Source organism: Ruegeria sp. AF1 (assembly GCF_056542125.1).
Window position 1 is genome coordinate 22,096 of sequence record NZ_JBQFZG010000005.1, and the last position, 20,394, is coordinate 42,489.

Here is a 20,394-nt window from a genome sequence, read left to right on the forward strand (position 1 = left end):
CGCTTTACATTGCGCAGGTGCGGTGTCAGCCTGCGAGTAACAACCAAATCAAGAGGTTCCCCATGTTTCGCCTAGCCCTTGCCGTTACTTTGTTGTCGTCGCCTGTACTGGCCCAGGTTGCCAGTGTGGCCGGAACGGACGGAAAGAATGCACTGGGCAAAGTGCCCTGTGCCGCAAATGCCGGTGACCCGATGCAAAGCTGCAATGCGGAATTGCGCCGCCATGACGACGGCACGATAACGCTTGCGGTTGCTCTTGGTGGAGGAGAGGTGCGCCGCATCTATTTCAAGGAAGGCGTGCCGGACTCCAGCAGTTCCACCTCGAAGATGTCGTATGAAACGCGCGGTGATTTGATGGTTATCTATATTGAACCCGGTGAAGTCTATGAAATTCCCAAAGCGGCACTGTCCCGTCAGTAAGCGTGCGCCTGTCCATCATAGGTCTCGAAACAGCCGGTTGAACTGATCGACAGGGCCTCAAAGCGTTCCATCAGGCCCGAGACGGCCTGATCGACATCAATATCGGCGGCCGCGCCGCCCATGTCGGTTTGTACCCAGCCCGGATGATAGATGCCCACGGCGATCCCGTCGGCTTTCAGATCCGTCGCCAGGTTCCGCCCCAGATTCAACGCCGCCGCCTTGGAGGCACGGTAGATATAGCTGCCCCCCGGTGCCCGCGTATGAGACGCCATCTGCGACGAGATGATCGCGACCTTGCCGCCTGCGGCACGCAGATTGGGCAACAAGGCCTGAACGGTCAGGAAAACGCCGGTCACGTTGGTGGCAAAGCTTTGCGCCCACATTTCGGCGGGGTAGCCGTCGATCGTGTGCCCCTTGTCCAGATAGACCCCGGCATTGCAGACCAGCAGATCAACGGGCTGGCCTTTCAGCTGTTCGGCCATTGCCGCCTGTTGGGCAGGGTCCGCCACGTCCAGACGCACCTGCGCGCTGCCATCGCGCGCGGTTCCAGTGACCACGTCACCGCGGGTGTCGTAGCGCGAGGCAAGGGTGCGGCCGATACCGCGATTGGCACCGGTGATCACGACATGCATGGATCAGTTGGTCTTTCTGCTGGGCAGAAACGGCAGCGGTGCCACCGGCACGCCATCTTCGATCAGCGATTTCGCTTCATCCGGTCTGGCTTCACCATAGATCGAACGCTCTGGCGCCTCTCCCAGATGCATCTTGCGCGCTTCGCTTGCAAAATCCTTGCCAACGTAGTCCGAGTTCTTTTCCACATGGCGGCGCAACTCGGCCAGAACCTTCGCGATCTCAGGCGAAGGGGTGGCGACGTTGATCTGTTCATTGGATGCAGGCGCGTTTTCAGGTTTTCCCTGCGCACTCCGGGCCGGACGGACACGCGGTGTCATGATCGCCTTCGCAACCTGCGTACATCCGCAGATCGCGCAGGTCACCATCCTGGCAGAGGCCAGCTTGTCAAAGGCTTCTGCGGATTGAAACCAGCTGTCGAATGTGTGGCCTTCACTGCATTTCAACGCGTATTGAATCATGTTCAGTCCAAAATTGCGATTGGCGAATAGATACCGACCAGACTGACAATATCAAGCCTCTCTGGAACTATCTTAATGTGTATATGTCTTAAAGTCGCGTAACAAATCGGCTAGCTCGGGTGATCCGACCTTTTGAGCTGCCTTTTTAGGCGCAAACCACTTGCGCCTGCGCTCGTGCTGTTCAGGGAAATCCTGCGACATAACCTGTACATGCAGCGCAAAAACATCAACCAGTATCAAGGTCGGGGGCTGATTTGGGCTATGCTTGAGGTGCAGAAACTGCCCCAGCCCCGCTGTGCTGCATCGCCCCGTCACGCCCGCTTCTTCCCAAGCTTCCTGCACTGCGGTTTCTGATGGGGTCAGCCCGGGGATGAGCCACCCCTTGGGGATAATCCAGCGCTGGGCCCGGCGCGTCGTGATCAGCAAAACCTCTGGCTGACCATGCCGGATCCGATAACACAGGGCAGAAGATTGCCGCAAAACAGGGTGTTCCGCAGTCTCAGTCAATACACGCGGCACCGGTCTTGCATTCATTGCGCGACGCACCTTTTGTTCGGGCAACGGACCCGTTGGCTTTATAGGCGCGCATGACACGCCTATTTAGCGCCATTTTCTTGAAAAACTACCATATGAAGTGGTGTCCGCCAAGTCTGGCGTGACGGCGCATTTGTTGATCACATGCGGGCTGACAGCTGCTTCACCAGCTCGTCATGCGGGATATCGGCGTCAACCGCCAGTCTTCGCAGGCCGAAATGCACACGCGCGATCTGCTGGTAATAGCGCGAATAGACATAGTTCGTTCCACCACCAGCCAATGCGCCGAGCACCGGGACGGACTGTGCCGCCAGTTTTTGCCCCAGCACGATCGAAAAGCGTGGTGCCACGGCAGCAATCAGACGCTGCATGGCCGGACCGGTCAGTGTCAGGCGCACCGAGAAAAAGCCGAAATCCGCTCCGTCATCATGCGACAGCGGGCCCGATGCGGACAAAACCCGCACACAATCGAACTTTACGTTCTCGGCGGACGGGTCGAAACCTTCACGCGCGGCGGCCCCCTGAATGGCACGCAGCAGCATGGCGGTTGTTGCAGGCAGCTCCATCAGGGCTGTTGATACACCGCCCAGCCCACCGGCCGCACCCATGGCCGTGGTAAGCGCGGTATTGACCCAGGGCTGCTGATCAGGGATCGCACGCCGGGACCCCTGAGCCGCGTGCATCGCAAACCACAACGCCTGCTCGGTAGCCCCTGTCAGGCCGTTCCGAACCGGTTCGGGCAATTGCTCGAGCAGTGACTCGGCTGATCCGCCCAGCTTGTTCAGCAGTTTGACACCGGCCCCTCCGGCAGATCGGTAATAACCCGCCAAACGATCCAGTTCAGCCTCGGCATCCACGTTTTCGACAAGAACCACGTTCTGCATGTGCGTCCTCCTGCCTATCAACATCGGCGTTGAGCCGTGTCGATTCAATAGGTCAGCGGGTCCAGCGGGTGACGGCCCCATGAACTCCGGACCAGACCCCGGGCGCCAGTTCCAGCCCCAGCACTCGGTCCGGGTTGGTGGGCGGCGGCATCTCGACACCTTGCAGCCGCGCAAAACCAAATCGCCTGTAATAGGGTTCGTCACCGACCAGCATGACCCGCTGCCACCCGCGTTTTCGCCCGGCTTCAACACCGGCATGGATCAGATATCCGCCCAGACCCTCGCCCTGATGGGTAGGGTGCACGGCAACGGGCCCCAGCAACAATGCATCGTGTTCGCCTACATGGACAGGCCAGAAGCGGATCGCCCCGGCCAGAATGCCCTGACCGTCGCGCGCGACCAGAGACAGACCAGCAACCGGCGGCACATCATCGCGCAACCGGTAGGACGACAACGCCTCACGGCCCGGCGCAAAGCACAGATCGTATAGGGCCTCGACTTCCCACCAATCGTCCGGCTCTTCCGGCCTGATCCCGAATTGCTGCACGTTTGCCCTCTTTTCCTTGCTGGAAATCGCCCTAGCACTTCGTTACGCCTTGGGCAAACGCTTGGAGATATGATGTTCTACCGCCCCGAAGACGGCCACGGCCTGCCGCACAACCCGTTCAACGCCATTATCACGCCACGCCCGATCGGCTGGATCTCGACCCGTGATGCGGATGGGATCAACAATCTGGCACCCTATTCCTTTTTCAACGGGGTTGCTTACACACCGCCGCAGGTGATGTTTGCCACAACCGGCACGAAACACGATCAGATCGGCGGCAAGGACAGTATCGCCAATATCGAGGCGACAGGTATATTCTGCGTGAATGTTGTAGCGCTTGCGCATCAGGATGCGATGAACGCCAGCTCGGCCAGCCTTCCCAAGGAGGTGGACGAATTTGCCCATGCCGGATTAACCCCGGTCGAATGCGAAACCATCCCCTGTGCCCGTGTACAAGGTGCCCCGGCGGCGTTGGAATGCAAGCTCACCCAGATCGTGACCCTGCCCGGCGCGGCCAACCGCGTCGTGTTTGGCGAAGTGACAGGCGTGCATCTGCTCGACGACCACATCCGGGAGGGCAAGTTCGACGTAACCTCGTTCAAACCTCTGGCGCGGCTTGGATACCGGGACTATTCGGTCGTGTCCGAGCTGTTCTCGCTCAATCGCCCGGATGATTGAGGTTGTCGGGGGCTCTGCCCCCACCGCCCGTTCCGGGCGGCTCCCCCGGGATATTTTTTGGCCAGATGAAGCAGGGATCCTTCATTCATCTGGCTTCAAATATCCCGGAGCGCGAGGCAGAGCCTCGCAAAAGGATCAGTGGCCGCCCAGAATGCCGGTACGGACCGAATAATCGACGGCAAGTTCATAATCCGGGTCATCATCACTGTCGACCATCAGGTGGCCTGCCTTGTTCAACAGCTTGTGGCAATCCCGGCTCAGGTGGCGCAGCATGACGCGTTTACCCGCGGCCTCGTATTTGGCCGCGATGTTTTCGATGGCTTGCAATGCCGACTGGTCCACCACACGGCTTTCAGCGAAATCGACGATGACGGTTTCCGGGTCATTCGGCACATCGAAAAGTTCGATAAAGCCATCCGATGACCCAAAGAACAGCGGTCCCTGGATTTCATAGACCTTCGCCCCTTTTTCGGTCGCCGAGTCGCGGGTGACCGCGTGGATGCGCTTGGCGTTGTTCCAAGCATAGGCCAGAGCCGAGACAATGACGCCGACAACAACCGCCACCGCGAGGTCTTCCATCACCGTCACGACAGTGACCAGAACGATGACAAAGGCGTCGGTCAGTGGAACCTTGCGCAGGATCTTGAACGAGTTCCACGCAAAGGTGCCGATCACCACCATGAACATCACCCCAACCAGCGCGGCCAGCGGGATCTGTTCGATCAGCGGTGAGGCAAACAAGATGAAGGTCAGCAGAAACAGCGCCGCAGCGATCCCCGCGATGCGGGTCCGGCCACCGGATTTCACGTTGATCATCGACTGACCGATCATCGCGCAGCCACCCATGCCACCGAAAAAGCCGGTCACGATATTCGACGCACCTTGCGCGATACATTCCTGAGAAGCCCCGCCGCGCTTGCCGGTGATCTCGCCCACAAGGTTCAGGGTCAGCAGGGATTCGATCAGGCCAATCGCAGCCAGAATGACGGCGTAGGGCAGGATGATCTCAAGCGTGCCCCAGTTCAGCGGAACCATCGGGATGTGGAAGGCAGGCAGGCCACCTTCGATCGAGGCCAGATCACCGACGCGCGGGACATCCAGCCCCAGACCGATCACCAGCGCAGCGACAACCAGAATACCGGCCAAAGGTGCTGGAATGAGACGCGTGATGCGCGGCACCACCCAGATCACCGCCATTGTCAGTGCCACAAGGCCTAGCATGGTGTATAGCTGCGCACCCGAGAGCCATTCTCCACCACCCATGCCGTGACCGGTGTTTTCCATGGTACCCGGCACCTTGAACTGGCCCATCTGGGCCAGAAAGATCACAATGGCCAAGCCATTCACAAAGCCCAGCATCACCGGGTGCGGCACCAGTCGGATGAAGCGGCCCCAGTGCATCGCCCCGGCGATAACCTGGAGGATCCCCATCAGAACCACCGTCGCGAACAGGTATTCGACCCCATGTTCGGCCACCAAAGCCACCATGACGACCGCCAGCGCGCCCGTCGCTCCCGAGATCATGCCGGGTCGCCCGCCGATCAACGCGGTGATGAGCCCCACAAGGAACGCGGCATAGAGGCCCACCAGCGGATGCACGCCTGCCACAAAAGCAAAGGCCACGGCCTCGGGCACCAGCGCGAGGGCCACGGTCAGGCCGGACAGCAGCTCGATCCGCAGGCGAGAGAAGGTCAGCCCCTCATCCGGCACCCAGCGCAGATCGGGTATGGCGATACGGTTGGCAAAACTTGCCAGCAAGGCTCGGGGCATTGGACAGTCCTATAGGATATTATGTTCGCGCGAAGGGGTCGTTGTAGCGGGCGCGCCGCTGTTAAGCCACCGCAGGAGGTGGGATGCAGCCATGCGCACAGCGCATAACTTGCCTCTCGGCAACGTGATTTGCGGCACCCGGATCAAGCACCCAAATGTGAGTTCATGCGTTGGATTGCCCTCATATTTCTATCGGCCCTGCCCGCCTTTGCACAGGATTTGCAAGGGAATGACACCGCCGGAAACTGGCGTGTCACGCACCATGAAATTTTCGGCATCTGGAATTCGATTTGTGACGAGCGTGAAGAAGCCGGTGCTTTGGTGCAGCGCTGTTACATAAGGCGCGCTGAGGTGTTTTCCTTGCGTCCGAAATTTGCGGCGCAGTTCATGTTCATCACACCTGAGCCAGATGGATTCAAAATCGAGTTTGGAATTGAGCCGGGTACCTTCTTCAACCCTTCTGGATTCCGCATAGAGAAAGATCAGGATGTGATCTGGCGCACGCGGCGTCCCGGTTGCCTGACAGGGTTAAGCTGTACGTTCGAGGATCATCGCGCCGACGGCCTGCTGGATGCCATGCTGAACGGGGATGCGTATCGTTTTGAGTTTCGTGACAGGCATGGTCAATCGCAAGACCTGACGTGGCCGCTGGATGAGTTTGGAGCCGCCTGGGCGGATTTCAACACGCAATCTCAACAGCGTAACCTGCTGGCGAAACAGGAATAGACCTCTTGTCAATTTCGGGTCGAACCCGCACAAATTCAATATCAGTATCTCAGGCGGAGCAGGACAGTGACCCAAACCAGGATTGCCGTTATCGGCGGATCAGGCATCTATGACATCGATGGGCTGGAAAATGCGGAATGGGTCAGCGTCTATACCCCTTGGGGGACACCTTCGGATCAGATCCTGACCGGGTCGCTGGACGGTGTCGCGATGGCCTTTCTGCCGCGCCATGGGCGCGGGCATGTGCATTCGCCCACCGATGTGCCCTATCGCGCCAATATCGACGCGCTGAAACGGCTTGGTGTGACGGATGTGATATCGGTCTCGGCCTGCGGGTCGTTTCGCGAACACATGGCACCGGGCGATTTTGTCATCGTCGATCAGTTCATCGACCGGACATTTGCGCGCGACAAGAGCTTTTTCGGCACAGGCTGCGTCGCCCATGTCAGTGTTGCGCATCCGACCTGCCCGCGCCTGTCGGACGCCTGTGAGACCGCGGGCAAGGCTGCCGGTATCACGATCCATCGCGGCGGCACCTATCTGGCGATGGAAGGGCCGCAGTTTTCTTCTCTTGCGGAATCGAAGATGTATCGCGAGCAATGGGGCTGCGACGTGATCGGCATGACCAATATGCCCGAAGCCAAGCTCGCTCGCGAAGCCGAGCTTTGTTATGCCTCGATCGCGATGGTTACGGATTATGACAGCTGGCACCCGGATCATGGTGAAGTGGATGTGACCACCATCATTGCGACCCTGACCGGCAATGCCGACAAGGGCCGTGCACTGGTCAAGGGCCTTCCCGCCCTGTTGGGGGCTGACCGCCCGCCCTGCCCGCATGGCTGTGACCGGGCGCTGGAATATGCCATCCTCACCGCACCCGAAAAGCGCGATCCGGCGCTGCTGGCCAAGCTGGACGCGGTGGCCGGGCGAATTCTCTGAAATCAGTTCTGTGGCAGGCGGTCTTGAACGGTCTGCCACAGGCCGTATGACCACAAGTCGTTGTGGGTTCCGCCGGGAATCGAGAAAAACTCGACCCTCTCACCGCCCATCTCGGCAAGGCGCGCGCCGTGATGCACTGGAACGGTTTGATCATCTGTGCCGTGAAAGATCAACGTCGGCATCTCGATTGTCCCGATGATGTCGCGGGTGGCAAACTGGTCGCGCATCAGTGACGCTACGGGCAACCAAGGATAGCGTTCAGCCGCCACATCCACAGTCGCAGTAAATGGCGCTTCCAGCACCAGCATCTCGGCCTCGGGCCGTTGCGCCGCAACCGCCGCAGCCACTCCTGTACCAAGGCTTTGGCCGTGTAGAACAACTGGCTCTCCGGCCCTACGCAAATGGTCAAACAACTCTAATCCGTCCGAGATCAAACCTGCTTGGGACGGCGCGCCTGTACTTCCCGGAAACCCGCGAAAGCTGGGCGCCAGAAGCCCGTAGCCGCTGTTCAGTATCTCTTGAAATCGGGCCGCGCGGTCGCTCAGATTGCCGCTCTGGCCGTGAAAGAACAATACGGTCGGGGCACCTTCGACGGCTGCCGGCGCGGCCCAAACCGTCAGAACCGTACCATCGGACATAGGCAGTGAAAGCACATCGATATCCGCCAAAGAAACCGAGGCTGGATCAGGCAATTCACCATCTGGCTTGTAAAGCAGCGATTGCTGGTTGAAGTACATGTATCCAACGATGATCCCATACACGACGCCCCCGGCCAGCATTAGGCTAAGCAGCAACCTTTTGATGCGATTGATCCGCTTCAACGAATTGGCATCTGTACTTTGGATCTGCACCTTTGCCTCCTGCAATGTTGTGCCTTTTAGTCTGGGCAGGTTCAGGACCGTTTCAAGTTGAATGAGCAAAGCTTCATCCAAACTTCAAGTCCTTGTCACACTGCCTAAATCTATGAGCTTTGCGATTCAGATGCGAGAAACGCACAGGTGCTCGATCTTGTCGCCTCAAAAACGGCCAAACGATCAAGGCAGATGCTTGACGTTGGCATCATACAAGGGCTTGGTGTGACGACACCTTTACAGGAGACACCATGTCGCTTGAACTCTGGCTGGCCTTTGTCGCCGCCTCCACTGCTTTGCTTCTGATCCCCGGCCCGACCGTATTGCTGGTGCTGAGCTATGCGCTGTCAAAGGGGCGCAGTGTTGCCGTGGCCTCGGCCACAGGGGTGGCTGTGGGGGATCTTGTGGCGATGACCGCATCTTTGTTGGGACTGGGCGCGCTTGTTCTGGCCTCGGCCACCTTGTTTTCCGTCCTCAAATGGGTCGGAGCGGCTTATCTGGTCTGGCTTGGAATTAAACTGCTGCGCAGCGCCCCGGCAAGTAGTCTGGGAACGGTCGCGACCGGGCGGGATATCACCCCCCGCAGCGTGTTTGGACATGCGGCCGCTGTCACGGCACTGAACCCGAAATCCATCGCCTTTTTCATCGCCTTTGTGCCACAGTTCCTGCGCCCGGCTGAACCTCTGGGACCGCAATTTGCCATCCTGATCGCCACTTTCGTCGGACTGGCCTGGCTGAATGCCCTGGCTTATGCGTTGCTGGCCGACCGGTTGCGGCGGCTGATTGGCCGTGCCAGCGTGATCACCGGGATGACGCGGTTTGGCGGGCTGAGCCTGATCGGGATGGGTGTCGTTACGGCAGTTCTACGCCGTCCGGCCTGATCCCTTTTTCAGTTTTCGGCGTTTTCCTTCATGAACCCGCGGATAAACCGGCGGATTTCGCGGGCCGCAGACGTATCCAGCTCCCTGCACAACTCGACAAACGCGTCGCGTTCATCCTTGTCCAGGCGCAGAACCAGCTGGCTGTTTTTCTTCGTCGATCCCTTGCCGTCTTTCTTTGGCACGCGCGTTGCTCCTAGCAAATGCTTGTTACTTTAGGCGATGCATTGTGTATACATAGCATAGTGATTGTCGTTATCTGGCACTTAACAGCACCGGAACGGAAATGGCAATGAACCTTCGAACCACACGAGCCTTTCTTTTGCGAAATCAACGCAATTGGCGTAAACCGCACTTGTCTTTGCCACCTGTCACACTTCACCGGTATTACGGGCTGCCCAAGGCTGTGGTTTAGCGCCGCTGGTGATCGCGCGAATGAATTGTTCCTTGCATGGCTAACCCTCTTGGGCCAAACACGTTTTGGTATTTGAAGCGGAAAAAGGTTGGTTCATGTCAAGGAACAGGACTGTCAAAGACTACATCCGGACGATTGTCGACTTCCCGCATGAAGGAATTCTGTTTCGCGATGTGACGACTCTGTTTGCCGATCCGCGCGGATTTCGGATGGCCATTGACCAGATGCTGCACCCCTATGCCGGGGAACGCATCGACAAGGTTGTCGGCCTTGAGGCGCGGGGCTTTATCCTTGGGGGTGCGATTGCGCATCAACTGAGCCTGGGTTTCGTGCCGATCCGCAAGAAAGGCAAGCTGCCCGGCACAACGATCAGCCAGGACTACAAGCTGGAATATGGCGAAGCGATCGTCGAGATCCACGATGACGCTATCCAACCGGGCGAAAAAATCCTTGTCGTTGACGACCTGCTGGCCACAGGCGGCACTGCGGCGGCGGGCATCAAACTGATCGAGCGTTTGGGCGGTGAGATCGTCTCATGCGCGTTCATTATCGACCTGCCAGACCTCGGTGGTCGCAAGCTACTGAAAGATATGGGCATGGACGTGCATGTCCTGTGCGAATTCGAAGGGCTTTAACGCGGCAAGCTTCGGATAGCGAAACAAGGGTCGGGGTCAGGTTCACGCCTTCAGCACCGCGCCGGGGTTCATGATGCCATGGGGGTCCAGCGCCGCCTTGATGGCCCGCATCGCATCTAGCTTTACCGGATCGCCATAGCGTTCCAGATCGCTCGTTTTCATGCGGCCCACGCCATGTTCCGCGCTGACCGAACCGTCAAAAGCGTGGACCAGATCATGCACGGCCCGCTTGACCACGGCGCTCTGACCTTCAAATTCCGCGCGGCGCTGCCCCTCCGGGGGAAAGACATTGTAATGCAGATTGCCATCCCCCAGATGGCCAAAGCAATTGATCCGGAACGGCCCGAGACTGGAAATCACCTTTTCCCCTTGGCGCACAAAATCCGGAATTCCTGAGATCGGGATCGAGATATCATGGCTCGACACCGAGCCGATCAGGCGGTTGGCCTCGGGGATACGCTCGCGCACGGCCCACAACTCACCGCGCTGCGCCTCGCTTTGTGCAATCACGCCATCCTGAACCAGCCCAAGTGCTTGCGCCCGGACAAAGATATCCTCCAGCGCGTCGGACGGAGACTGCCCCGGAGCCAGCCCCAACTCGATTAGAACGCTCCACTCTGGCGGTGTCTTAAACGGTTGCCGGACGTCCGGCAGAACCTCGGACAAGAACTCTAACCCTTGCTGGTGGATCAGTTCGAAAGTGCTGACAGCCTCGCCCACGCGATCACGCGCCAGGGCCAGCAGGGAAATGGCGGCTTCGGGTGACGCCACCTGAAACATCGCCGTCCCGATCCCGGCAGGCCGGGGAAACAGCTTGAGTGCGGCTGCAGTGATGATCCCAAGCGTGCCCTCTGCCCCGATCAGCAGGTTGCGCAGGTCATAGCCTGTGTTGTCCTTTCGCAACCGGCTGAGACCGTGCCAGATTTGACCGTTGGGCAGAACGGCCTCGAGCCCAAGGCACAGGTCGCGCGCATTGCCATATCGCAAGACGTTGACGCCTCCCGCATTGGTGGACAGGTTGCCCCCGATCCGACAGGATCCCTGCGCCGCCAGCGTCAAGGGAAACAGGCGGTCTTGCGCTTCAGCCGCGGCTTGGACGTCCTGCAAAATGGCGCCGGCCTCGGCAATCAGCACATTTTCAGTGGAATAGACGGACCGGATGGCTGTCATCCGTTCCAGCGAAATCACAAGGGGCGCTGGCCCGTGCGGCATCACCTGCCCCCCGACCAGACCGGTTCCACCACCATAAGGCACCACCGGAACGCGCTCCCCGCACGCCACCTGCACCAGTACCGAGACCTCCTCGGTTGTGCGGGGCAAGGCCAGCAGGCCAGCCTGTCCGGCAAATCGCCCGCGCGGCTCTTCCAGATACCGGTCGGCCACCGGGCGCAACACCTGATCGCCCAGTTTCGAGCGGATCAGCGTGGCAATGCGGTCATCAGCGGGGTTCAAACTCATACGCTTTCAATGCCCAACCGATTCCTCCACGGCAAGCCTTATTCCAGATCAATCAGATAGCGCGGCTCCAGCACGACAACCGTTGGCCGATCCGGCAAGTCACGCAGTGAGACGGTGATCTCGGACACGCCGTCACGTTCAACCGGGAACTCATCTCGGATATCCACGAGGAAGCGATCCAGCGAAAACTCCGAGAACCAGTGCATCGGAACGATCACCGAGCTTTTCAGCCGCTTCAGAACCGAGATCATGTCAGGCAAGGGCATGGTTGTTCCGCCATCAACGGCGGCCATGACCACATCCAACCGACCCAGCGCAGCAAACTGTTCGTCTGAAGGTACATGATGCAAATGTCCCAGATGACCGATGCACAGACCTTCGACCTCGAACACGAAGATCGAGTTGCCGCGTTCCTCTACCCCGCCATAGGCCGAGCGGATATCGGTCGGGACATTGCGTATCAGCATCTCGCCCAGATCCAGATGATGTTCGATTCCTTGCCCGAACTCTCCCCATCCCGGCAGGACATGCGGGATCGCCGGGTCGGGATGCGCCGTCCAATGGGTGTCATGGGCATGGTTCATCGTCACCACATCGGGAATCAGATCGGCACCCCCGATGAACCCGGTAAAATCGGTCACCACATTCAACCCGCCACGGGTCTGGATCATAAAGGCGGCATGCGCGACATAGCTGATGCGCACCGAAAACTCCGGTACCGGGTCCTGCCACGCGGCTTTGTGCAGATATTCGATCCCCGGCGCCGCGTCGGCGATGGCGATACAATGGCTCGGCCGTCGCTCCTGCGCCACGGCCCCGCCCGAAATCACCATCAATGCTGCAACCAACCAGCGCATACCCGAAGTGTAGCGCAGATCGCCACCAAGTCATGCCCCTTGTTCATCTGGCCAAAAATATCCCGGGGGAGGTGCGGCTTGCCGCGGCGGGGGCAGAGCCCCCTAGCCCGCGTCTGTCTTGCCACGCCGGTCGGACCGCAGGCTGGCATAGAGAACATGCGTCCGCCATCGCCCGTTGATCTGTAGATATGACTGCGCCACGCCTTCATATTTGAAGCCTGAGCTTTCCAGCAAACCGCGCGACGCCCGGTTTTCCGGCAGGCACGCGGCTTCGATCCGGCTCAGATCCAGACGGGTAAAGGCGTGATGCACCATCGCGCCGATCGCTTCGCGCATGTATCCCTGACGGGCAAAGGATTCACCGGTCCAGTAACCCAGGGTTCCGGCCTGCGCAGGGCCGCGCCGAATATTGTCCAGCGTGATCGCCCCGACCAACACATTGTCTTCACGGCGAAACAGGAACAGCGGGATTGCTGTACCACTCGCGACCGAGCGCTGAGCCCAGTAGACCCGATTGGTAAAGGATTTGCGGCTCAGGTGATCCTTGGCCCAGATCGGCTCCCACGGGGTCAGGTAACCTTTTGAGGCGCGCCGCAACGCTGCCCAATCATTGAAATCGGAATGTACAGGCGGGCGCAAGCTGAGCCGCGCGGTCTCGAGTTTCAGCTTGCGTCTGCCCAACAGCATCACGCTGCACGCCTCTCCTGCAAGTCCGCCAATGTCGGTGCGTCTGCGACCGGTCCGTAAAGCGCCAGCGCCGCCGGGGCCTGAACAGCCATGGTTTCGGCAAAGGCGCGCACGTCTTCGGTGCTGACCGCATCGATCTTGGCGACCGTGTCTTCCAGCGAAGGTACCCGTCCCCAGATCTGCACCAGCCGCGCCAGACGCTCAGCCCGATTCGACGGGCTTTCCAGCCCCATCAGCATCCCGGCCTTCATCTGGGCGCGGGCACGGGCGACCTCTTCGGGGCTCATGTCCTCGGCGGCGCGCTTCATCTCATCGATCGTGATCGTCGCCAGCTCGGCCACCTGATTGGCCGAGGTTCCGGCATAGATCGTGGTTGTTCCGGTATCGGCATAGGCACCGGTCTGCGCAAAGATCGTGTAGCACAGCCCACGTGTTTCACGCACTTCCTGAAACAGGCGCGAAGACATGCCACCGCCCAATGCGGTCGAATAGATCTGCGCCGTATAGATCGCATCGTCGCGATAGCCGGGGCTTTCCAGCGCCAGAGCGAAATGCGCCTGTTCCAGCTCTTTTACCTGCCGGGCTTCGCCACCGGTAAAGCGTGCAACCTCGGGGATCAGACCCTTACGGGATTGCAGATGGCCAAACATCTCTTCGGCCAGTTTCATCAGCATATCGTGATCCACAGCACCTGCTGCAGACAGGATCATCTGTTCGGGGCCATAATGTTCCGTCACAAAGCCCGACAGATCCTCACGCGAGAAGGCACTCACCCGCTCCGTTGGGCCCAGGATCGTCCGGCCCAGGGGCTGGTCGTGATAGCTCTGCTCCTGCAGCCAGTCAAAGATCACATCGTCGGGCGTGTCATGGGCCTGACCGATTTCCTGAAGGATCACGCCCCGCTCGACCTCGATCTCGCGCGGATCGAAAACCGGGTTCAGAACGATGTCGCCGATGACATCCATCGCCAGCGCTACGTCGTCCTTCAGAACGCGTGCATAATACGCCGTCACTTCGCGCGAGGTATAGGCGTTGATATAGCCGCCCACATCCTCGATCGCCTCGGCAATCTGCAAGGCCGAACGGCGCTCGGTTCCCTTGAACGCCATATGCTCAAGGAAATGCGCGATGCCGTTCTGCTCGATCCGCTCATGCCGCCCACCGGCGGTTACCCAGATGCCGATGGCCGCTGATTGCAGCCCCGGCATGTGCTCACTGACGATACGAAACCCGTTCTTCAGTTGGTCTTGTCTGACAGTCACTCAGCGATGTGCCTTTTTATATGATCCTCAAGGGCAACCAGATCATTGGCGATGCGGGTCACCCGTTCCGGACGTTCATACAGATCAGACATGCGGGAGGGAAGAGGCGGATGTTCGCCACTCGCCTTCTCGACCGCGGCCGGGAATTTCGCCGGGTGCGCGGTGGCCAGCGTGATCATCGGAACGTCTGCCGCGCGGTGCTCTTCGGCAACCTTGATGCCCACGGCGGTGTGCGGGCAGACCAGTTCGGCACTGTGCGCCAGCGTGGATTTGATCGTGGCCAACGTTTCCTCTTCGGACACACGGCCCGAATCGAAATTCTCACGCAGCGCTTCCATCGCACCCTGGCTGATATTGAAACCACCCTTTTTCAGCTCATCCATCAATTGTGCGACGGCCCCGCCATCTTCGCCATAGGCATAATAGAGCGCGCGTTCGAAATTCGAGCTGACCTGAATATCCATCGACGGGCTGATCGAAGGGATGGTTTCACCCTTGAAATACCCCTCGCCTGTCAGGCAGCGATGCAGAATGTCGTTCTGGTTGGTCGCCACTACAAGGCGGTCAATCGGCAGCCCCATACGCTTGGCCAGATAACCCGCGAAGATGTCACCAAAGTTGCCGGTTGGCACCGTGAAGCTGACCTTGCGATGCGGCGCGCCGAGACTGACGGCGGCCGAGAAGTAATAAACGATCTGCGCCAAGACGCGGGCAAAGTTGATCGAGTTCACACCCGCCAGTTTCACTCCATCGCGGAAGTCGAAATCGTTGAACATGTCTTTCAGCGCAGCCTGACAATCGTCGAAATCGCCATCCACGGCCAGAGCATGTACATTGCTGTCCGCAGGCGTCGTCATCTGTCGACGCTGCACCTCGGACACGCGGCCATGGGGAAACAGGATGAACACATCCACCGCGTCCAGCCCGCGGAACGCCTCGATCGCGGCTGAACCGGTATCCCCACTGGTCGCGCCGACGATGGTCACACGGTCACCACGGCGTTTCAGCGCCACCTGGAACAACTGGCCGATCAGCTGCATGGCAAAGTCCTTGAAGGCCAGTGTGGGGCCGTGGAACAGTTCCAGCAGGAAGTGGTTCTCGTTCAGCTGCTTCAATGGCGCGCGGGCATCGTGGCCGAAACCTTCATAAGCGCGGGCGATGATCGCCTTGAACTCAGCCTCGGCGAATGAGCCGCTGACATAGGGCCACATCACGCGGAATGCGATTTCTTCATAGGGTAATCCGGCCAGCGCCGAGATCTCGTCCTGCGATATCACCGGGATTTCGGCGGGCAGATACAGGCCACCGTCGCGGGCAAGTCCGGTCAACATTGCCTCTTCAAACGTCAGTTCGGGCGCCTGCCCACGGGTCGAGATATATTTCATGTCGCGTCACTTTCAGAATTGGCACGGCTGCGCCACAGGAAGTACCCGGTCATCGCTGCCCAGACCAGAGCCAGACCAAACCAGGTGATTGCATATTGCAGGTGATCGTTTGGTATGCCCGCCGTGTCCACCGGCAGCGGTGTCACATTCGGGTCGGTTTGCGAACGGGCGATCAGCAGAACAGGCTCCGCGCCCAGTGCAGCCGCAAGCGCGGGCACATCGCGGGCGAACCAGATGTTGGCATCGAGATCAGGTGCGGGCGTGTAACTGTCGATTTCATCTGGCCAATGCAGATTGCCGGTAATCTCCATTTGGCCGTTGCGCCGCCCGGCCTGTTTGGCCGTGGTCGGGATGAACCCCCGGTCAATCAGAATGGTCCGGCCCTCGGTATTGAAAGGCTGAATGATACGATACCCCGCACCGACCTGTTTGAGCGACACAAGAACATGGATCTCCGCAGGCTCCATCTCGCCCGACGCAGTTACCGGCAGGTATTTGTCTTGATCCACCGAAACCTGCGGCGGCAGGGAAACCGGCGTGGCCGAGATCCGATCTTCGATCTCGGCCAGAACGTCCTGCTTCCATGCCAGGCGCTGCACCTGCCAGAAGCCCAGCGACAGCAGCACGCCCAAACCGGCGAGGCCGAAGATCAGCAGGAACAGGATACGGCGCATGTCAGGACCAAACTTCTTTGCAGGAACCGGCGTCTTGTTAAGGGGCGTGCGGGCTGAATTGCAACCACGCAATTGTATGGAGCGCAATCTTGCGCCCCGCATAGAGAAAAAGCCGCCCCTTGGGGCGGCTTTTGCAACTGATCGGTCTGATCGGCGTTACATCAGCGGAGCCTGACCCCAGATGTAGACGGCAAAGAACAGGAACAGCCAGACTACATCAACGAAGTGCCAGTACCAAGCCGCAGCTTCGAACCCGACGTGTTTTTCCGGGGTGAAGTCACCCTTCAGCGCGCGGATCAGGCAGACGGTCAGGAAGATCGTCCCGATGATCACATGTGCGCCGTGGAAACCCGTTGCCATGAAGAAGTTGGAATAGAACTGGTCACCGCCGAATTCCCAGCCTTCATGCATGAGCAGTTCGGCGTATTCATAGCCCTGCAAGAAGGTAAAGGCGATGCCCAGCACGATGCCAATGGCCAGACCATTGATCAGCGCCTTGCGGTCATTGTCATGCACCAGTGCATGGTGCGCCCAGGTGATCGCACAGCCTGACAGCAACAGGACCAGAGTGTTGATCAGCGGCAAGTGGAACGGGTCAACGGCATGAATATCCGGCTGGATGTATTCGGTGCCTGCATAGTCGTACATCGGATACATGCGATGTTTGAAGAACGACCAGAACCAGGCGAAAAAGAACATCACCTCGGACATGACGAACAGGATGAAGCCGTAACGCAGACCGATGCGGACAACAGGCGTGTGATCGCCCTGACGGCTTTCTGCGACCACATCCGACCACCAGGCGAACATCGTATAAAGCACTGCTGCCAGACCGGCCCAGAACATGAAGGGCGTGATGCCTTGCATCCAGAGAACGGCTCCGAACAGCATGACAAAGCCGCCGACGGCGCCGATTAGAGGCCAGATCGACGGGGCCAGAATGTGATAATCGTGGTTTTTAGCGTGTGCCATCAGCGTCCCTCACCTACAGGCGTTAGTTCGTGTTTGTATCTGCCTGCGCATCGAGGGCGGCATAGCCCTCGGGCAGGTCAATTTCGTAGAATGTATACGACAGCGTGATCGTATGAACATACTTGGCTTCAAGATCCTCGACCATTTCCGGGTCGACGAAGAACGTCACTGGCATCTCAACGCGTTCGCCAGGTTGCAGCACCTGCTCTTCAAAGCAGAAACAGGCAATCTTCTGGAAATACCCACCCGCAGAATAGGGGGCCACGTTGTAAGACGCCTGCCCGGCAATGGGGCGGTCTGTCGGGTTATAGGCCTCGTAAAAGGCGAGGCCGGTTTCGCCGATGCGCACATCCATCTCGCGCACGACCGGCTTGAACTCCCATTCCATATCCTTGGCCTTGGACGCGTCAAAGCGGATGGTAACGGTGCGATCCAGAATAGTATCGGGGGCAGTTTCGGCAACACCAGTGGTGCCGCCAAATCCGGTCACCCGGCAGAACCAGTTGTAAAACGGCACCGATGCCCAGGCGAGACTGCCCATCAGGACAACCACGCCGACGGTCTGGACAACCGTTTTCTGAGGACCGGACAACGCCATCAGTTCTGAACCTCTTGCGTCGCCCTGTTGAAATCAGTGCCCGAGACCTTGACGATGGTCAGGCCAAAGATAATCACGATAAAGGCAGCCAGCGTCAGGCCCACACCCAGATTGCGGCTGAACCGGCGCTGATGCAGCTCGTGGTCTTTGCGAAGGCTCATGACCATCCCCCCAGGCCATAGGGTTTTAGCAAGGCTTCGGCCAGAACGGCACCGAAATGCAGGAACAGATACAGCAGCGACAGCTTGAAGAAACCGCGTTCAACCTTGAAGTTATCGGCCTCGGAATCGTCCTCGGTCCGGCGCGAGATTTTCCACGCGCCCCGCAGGAACAGGATGTTCAGAACCAATGCAACGGTCAGATAGATCGGGCCGCCAATGCCCGAAAATGCAGTTCCGACGGCCAGCAGGGCCAGCAGTGCTGTATAGACTAGGATATGGACACGTGTCGCCCGGCGACCGTGGGTGACGGTCAGCATCGGCACGCCCGCGTCGTCATAGTCCGAGCGCATGAACAGGGCCAGCGCCCAGAAATGCGGCGGCGTCCACATGAAGGTCAGGGCAAACATCAGCCAAGGCTCGACCGACATCGATCCCGTGGCGGCCACCCAGCCAATCACCGGAGGGAACGCGCCAGCTGCGCCACCGATCACGATGTTCTGCGGCGTCGAACGCTTCAGCCACATCGTGTAGACGACAACATAGAAGAAGATGGTGAAGGCCAGAAACGCGCCTGCGAACCAATTGGTCGCAAGGCCCAGCATGATCACCGACAGACCCGACAGGGCCAGACCAACGGCCAGCGCCTCGCCTTCCTCGACCTTGCCAGAAGGGATCGGGCGGGACTTGGTGCGCTTCATGACACGGTCGATATCCGCGTCCCACCACATGTTCAGCGCGCCTGATGCTCCGCCGCCGATAGCGATGAACAGGATGGCGCAAAAACCGACGAAGGGATGGACAGGAACAGGCGCCGCCAACAAACCGACCAATGCCGTGAACACGACCAGCGACATCACGCGCGGCTTCAGCAGGGCGAAGTAATCGCCAAAGCCGGCCTCGTCCGCCCGGGCGGTCACTGTGCTGGCATTGATGCTTGCGTCGGTCATTTCCGGTCCTTTTGGGGCGAAAACTGCGCGGATCGCCCGCGCAGTCTGAGTTTTGTGTCAGACGGGGTTCAACCCGCCCCTATCGCGCTCAGTTCGAGGCGACCTGATAGCTTTGCGGCAGGCCCGCGTATTCTTCGATCGCGCCCTGCAGCCATTCGTCATAGACTTCCTGGCTTACGACCTTGACGGTAATCGGCATATAGGCGTGGTCCTTGCCACACAGTTCCGAACACTGACCAAAATAGATGCCTTCCTTGTCGGCCTGAAACCACAGCTCGGCCAGACGTCCGGGCACACCGTCCTGCTTTACGCCAAAGGCCGGGATGGTCCACGAGTGGATCACGTCGGATGCAGTCACCTGCATCACGATGACCTTGCCGACCGGAACGACTACTGCGGTGTCCGTGGCCAGCAGCCATTCATCATCGCTGTAGCCTGCATCGATCAGCTTGGCGCGCATTGCGTCATCCAGAACAAACGGCGTTACATCCGCATCTGCGGGGCGTGCGCCCTCGTCCAGGGTCGCCGGATGGCCCAGCAGATAGCTGTCGAATGCGAAATCGTGATCAACATATTCGTAGGTCCAGTACCACTGGTTGCCGACGACTTTGATGGTGATGTCACCTTCCGGGATTTCCTGCTGTTTGAAAAGAACTGGCAACGAGAACGCGCCAATAAACACCAGAATCAAGATCGGACCCAGGGTCCAGGCGATTTCAACAGGGGTATAGTGCGAGAAACGTGCCGGGGTCGGATTTGCGCGCTGATTGTAGCGCACGATGCAATAGACCAGCAAAGCTGCAACCAGCAGACAGACCGCGGTGATGATCACAAGAATCATGCTGTCCAGCTTCTGGATTCCTGTGGCAAGGCTGGTGGCCGCGGGCTGAAAGCCCATGCCGCCGTCTACCGGCTTGCCAATAATCTCAAGCTCCTGAGCCATGGCGGGTAGGCTGGAGAGGGCTGTCATAAACCCTGAAAGCATCAAAGCATTCTTCATGTTCTGTCCTGATCGTTTGATCTTTG

25 protein-coding genes are annotated in these 20,394 nt (G+C 59.2%); 6 read left to right on the top strand and 19 right to left on the bottom strand.

From position 1 onward, the window contains the following. Positions 1–62 precede the first annotated feature (62 nt). Positions 63–419 carry a hypothetical protein gene (locus ACR0BK_RS09455; protein WP_480473671.1) on the top strand — a complete coding sequence of 119 codons (357 nt, stop codon included), beginning with the start codon at positions 63–65 and terminating at the stop codon, positions 417–419. On the opposite strand, the gene ACR0BK_RS09460 is transcribed toward ACR0BK_RS09455, so the two are convergent. The 5 genes from ACR0BK_RS09460 to ACR0BK_RS09480 form a co-directional block, all read right to left on the bottom strand. Then, complete coding sequence (locus tag ACR0BK_RS09460) at positions 413–1,051, bottom strand: SDR family NAD(P)-dependent oxidoreductase (RefSeq protein WP_480554452.1); 639 nt, start codon at positions 1,049–1,051, stop codon at positions 413–415. The genes ACR0BK_RS09455 and ACR0BK_RS09460 overlap by 7 nt on opposite strands. A gap of 3 nt (positions 1,052–1,054) precedes the next feature. Beyond that, positions 1,055–1,510, bottom strand: a complete 456-nt coding sequence (locus ACR0BK_RS09465; protein ID WP_480554453.1) for a DUF1178 family protein — start codon at positions 1,508–1,510, stop codon at positions 1,055–1,057. Positions 1,511–1,582: 72 nt separating this feature from the next. Next, positions 1,583–2,044 (bottom strand): NUDIX hydrolase, encoded by a 462-nt coding sequence (locus ACR0BK_RS09470; RefSeq protein ID WP_480554454.1) that lies wholly within the window; start codon positions 2,042–2,044, stop codon positions 1,583–1,585. A 140-nt stretch (positions 2,045–2,184) separates the two neighbouring features. Beyond that, positions 2,185–2,928 carry an EcsC family protein gene (locus tag ACR0BK_RS09475; protein ID WP_480554455.1) on the bottom strand — a complete coding sequence of 248 codons (744 nt, stop codon included), beginning with the start codon at positions 2,926–2,928 and terminating at the stop codon, positions 2,185–2,187. Positions 2,929–2,980: 52 nt separating this feature from the next. Next, entirely contained in the window at positions 2,981–3,475 is a 495-nt protein-coding gene (locus ACR0BK_RS09480; RefSeq protein ID WP_480554457.1) for a GNAT family N-acetyltransferase, read from the bottom strand. Positions 3,476–3,547: 72 nt separating this feature from the next. Between ACR0BK_RS09480 and ACR0BK_RS09485 the strand changes: the two genes are divergently transcribed. After that, positions 3,548–4,153, top strand: a complete 606-nt coding sequence (locus ACR0BK_RS09485) for a flavin reductase family protein (RefSeq protein WP_480554459.1) — start codon at positions 3,548–3,550, stop codon at positions 4,151–4,153. A 135-nt stretch (positions 4,154–4,288) separates the two neighbouring features. Here ACR0BK_RS09485 and ACR0BK_RS09490 read toward each other — a convergent pair whose 3' ends face one another. Next, complete coding sequence (locus tag ACR0BK_RS09490) at positions 4,289–5,923, bottom strand: SulP family inorganic anion transporter (RefSeq protein ID WP_480518881.1); 1,635 nt, start codon at positions 5,921–5,923, stop codon at positions 4,289–4,291. Positions 5,924–6,088: 165 nt separating this feature from the next. Between ACR0BK_RS09490 and ACR0BK_RS09495 the strand changes: the two genes are divergently transcribed. Further along, complete coding sequence (locus ACR0BK_RS09495) at positions 6,089–6,649, top strand: invasion associated locus B family protein (RefSeq protein WP_480518879.1); 561 nt, start codon at positions 6,089–6,091, stop codon at positions 6,647–6,649. Positions 6,650–6,715: 66 nt separating this feature from the next. Further along, positions 6,716–7,588 carry an S-methyl-5'-thioadenosine phosphorylase gene (locus tag ACR0BK_RS09500; protein WP_480554461.1) on the top strand — a complete coding sequence of 291 codons (873 nt, stop codon included), beginning with the start codon at positions 6,716–6,718 and terminating at the stop codon, positions 7,586–7,588. 2 nt (positions 7,589–7,590) lie between these two features. On the opposite strand, the gene ACR0BK_RS09505 is transcribed toward ACR0BK_RS09500, so the two are convergent. Continuing rightward, positions 7,591–8,439 (bottom strand): alpha/beta hydrolase, encoded by an 849-nt coding sequence (locus tag ACR0BK_RS09505; protein WP_480554462.1) that lies wholly within the window; start codon positions 8,437–8,439, stop codon positions 7,591–7,593. A gap of 251 nt (positions 8,440–8,690) precedes the next feature. Here ACR0BK_RS09505 and ACR0BK_RS09510 point away from each other — a divergent pair, with 251 nt between their 5' ends. Next, complete coding sequence (locus ACR0BK_RS09510; protein ID WP_480554463.1) at positions 8,691–9,320, top strand: LysE family translocator; 630 nt, start codon at positions 8,691–8,693, stop codon at positions 9,318–9,320. An 8-nt stretch (positions 9,321–9,328) separates the two neighbouring features. Here ACR0BK_RS09510 and ACR0BK_RS09515 read toward each other — a convergent pair whose 3' ends face one another. Then, a complete protein-coding gene (locus tag ACR0BK_RS09515) occupies positions 9,329–9,502 on the bottom strand; it encodes a hypothetical protein (protein ID WP_209505622.1) in 174 nt (57 codons plus the stop codon). 325 nt (positions 9,503–9,827) lie between these two features. Here ACR0BK_RS09515 and ACR0BK_RS09520 point away from each other — a divergent pair, with 325 nt between their 5' ends. Continuing rightward, complete coding sequence (locus ACR0BK_RS09520; RefSeq protein ID WP_480554465.1) at positions 9,828–10,367, top strand: adenine phosphoribosyltransferase; 540 nt, start codon at positions 9,828–9,830, stop codon at positions 10,365–10,367. Positions 10,368–10,409: 42 nt separating this feature from the next. On the opposite strand, the gene ACR0BK_RS09525 is transcribed toward ACR0BK_RS09520, so the two are convergent. The 11 genes from ACR0BK_RS09525 to coxB form a co-directional block, all read right to left on the bottom strand. Next, positions 10,410–11,825, bottom strand: coding sequence for an FAD-binding oxidoreductase (locus ACR0BK_RS09525; protein WP_480554466.1), 1,416 nt, complete (start codon positions 11,823–11,825; stop codon positions 10,410–10,412). A gap of 38 nt (positions 11,826–11,863) precedes the next feature. After that, the gene (locus tag ACR0BK_RS09530) at positions 11,864–12,682 is read right to left on the bottom strand and encodes an MBL fold metallo-hydrolase (RefSeq protein ID WP_480554468.1); all 819 of its coding nucleotides are present in this window, start codon (positions 12,680–12,682) and stop codon (positions 11,864–11,866) included. Between the two features lie 102 nt (positions 12,683–12,784). After that, the gene (locus tag ACR0BK_RS09535) at positions 12,785–13,369 is read right to left on the bottom strand and encodes a GNAT family N-acetyltransferase (protein ID WP_209505614.1); all 585 of its coding nucleotides are present in this window, start codon (positions 13,367–13,369) and stop codon (positions 12,785–12,787) included. Further along, positions 13,369–14,631 (bottom strand): M16 family metallopeptidase, encoded by a 1,263-nt coding sequence (locus tag ACR0BK_RS09540; RefSeq protein WP_480473691.1) that lies wholly within the window; start codon positions 14,629–14,631, stop codon positions 13,369–13,371. The genes ACR0BK_RS09535 and ACR0BK_RS09540 overlap by 1 nt, the downstream gene beginning before the upstream one ends. Next, positions 14,628–16,016, bottom strand: a complete 1,389-nt coding sequence (gene thrC / locus ACR0BK_RS09545) for a threonine synthase (RefSeq protein ID WP_480554470.1) — start codon at positions 16,014–16,016, stop codon at positions 14,628–14,630. The genes ACR0BK_RS09540 and thrC overlap by 4 nt, the downstream gene beginning before the upstream one ends. After that, entirely contained in the window at positions 16,013–16,690 is a 678-nt protein-coding gene (locus ACR0BK_RS09550) for an SURF1 family protein (RefSeq protein WP_480473693.1), read from the bottom strand. The genes thrC and ACR0BK_RS09550 overlap by 4 nt, the downstream gene beginning before the upstream one ends. A 156-nt stretch (positions 16,691–16,846) precedes the next feature. Then, positions 16,847–17,662: a cytochrome c oxidase subunit 3 gene (locus tag ACR0BK_RS09555; RefSeq protein WP_480495164.1), complete on the bottom strand. Its 816-nt coding sequence runs from the start codon at positions 17,660–17,662 to the stop codon at positions 16,847–16,849. 22 nt (positions 17,663–17,684) lie between these two features. Further along, complete coding sequence (locus ACR0BK_RS09560) at positions 17,685–18,260, bottom strand: cytochrome c oxidase assembly protein (RefSeq protein ID WP_480484379.1); 576 nt, start codon at positions 18,258–18,260, stop codon at positions 17,685–17,687. Then, positions 18,260–18,421, bottom strand: coding sequence for a hypothetical protein (locus tag ACR0BK_RS09565; protein ID WP_267363054.1), 162 nt, complete (start codon positions 18,419–18,421; stop codon positions 18,260–18,262). The genes ACR0BK_RS09560 and ACR0BK_RS09565 overlap by 1 nt, the downstream gene beginning before the upstream one ends. After that, complete coding sequence (gene cyoE / locus ACR0BK_RS09570) at positions 18,418–19,368, bottom strand: heme o synthase (protein WP_480518862.1); 951 nt, start codon at positions 19,366–19,368, stop codon at positions 18,418–18,420. Before cyoE ends, ACR0BK_RS09565 begins: the two co-directional genes overlap by 4 nt. A gap of 88 nt (positions 19,369–19,456) precedes the next feature. Continuing rightward, complete coding sequence (gene coxB / locus ACR0BK_RS09575; protein WP_480473697.1) at positions 19,457–20,368, bottom strand: cytochrome c oxidase subunit II; 912 nt, start codon at positions 20,366–20,368, stop codon at positions 19,457–19,459. Positions 20,369–20,394 lie beyond the last annotated feature (26 nt).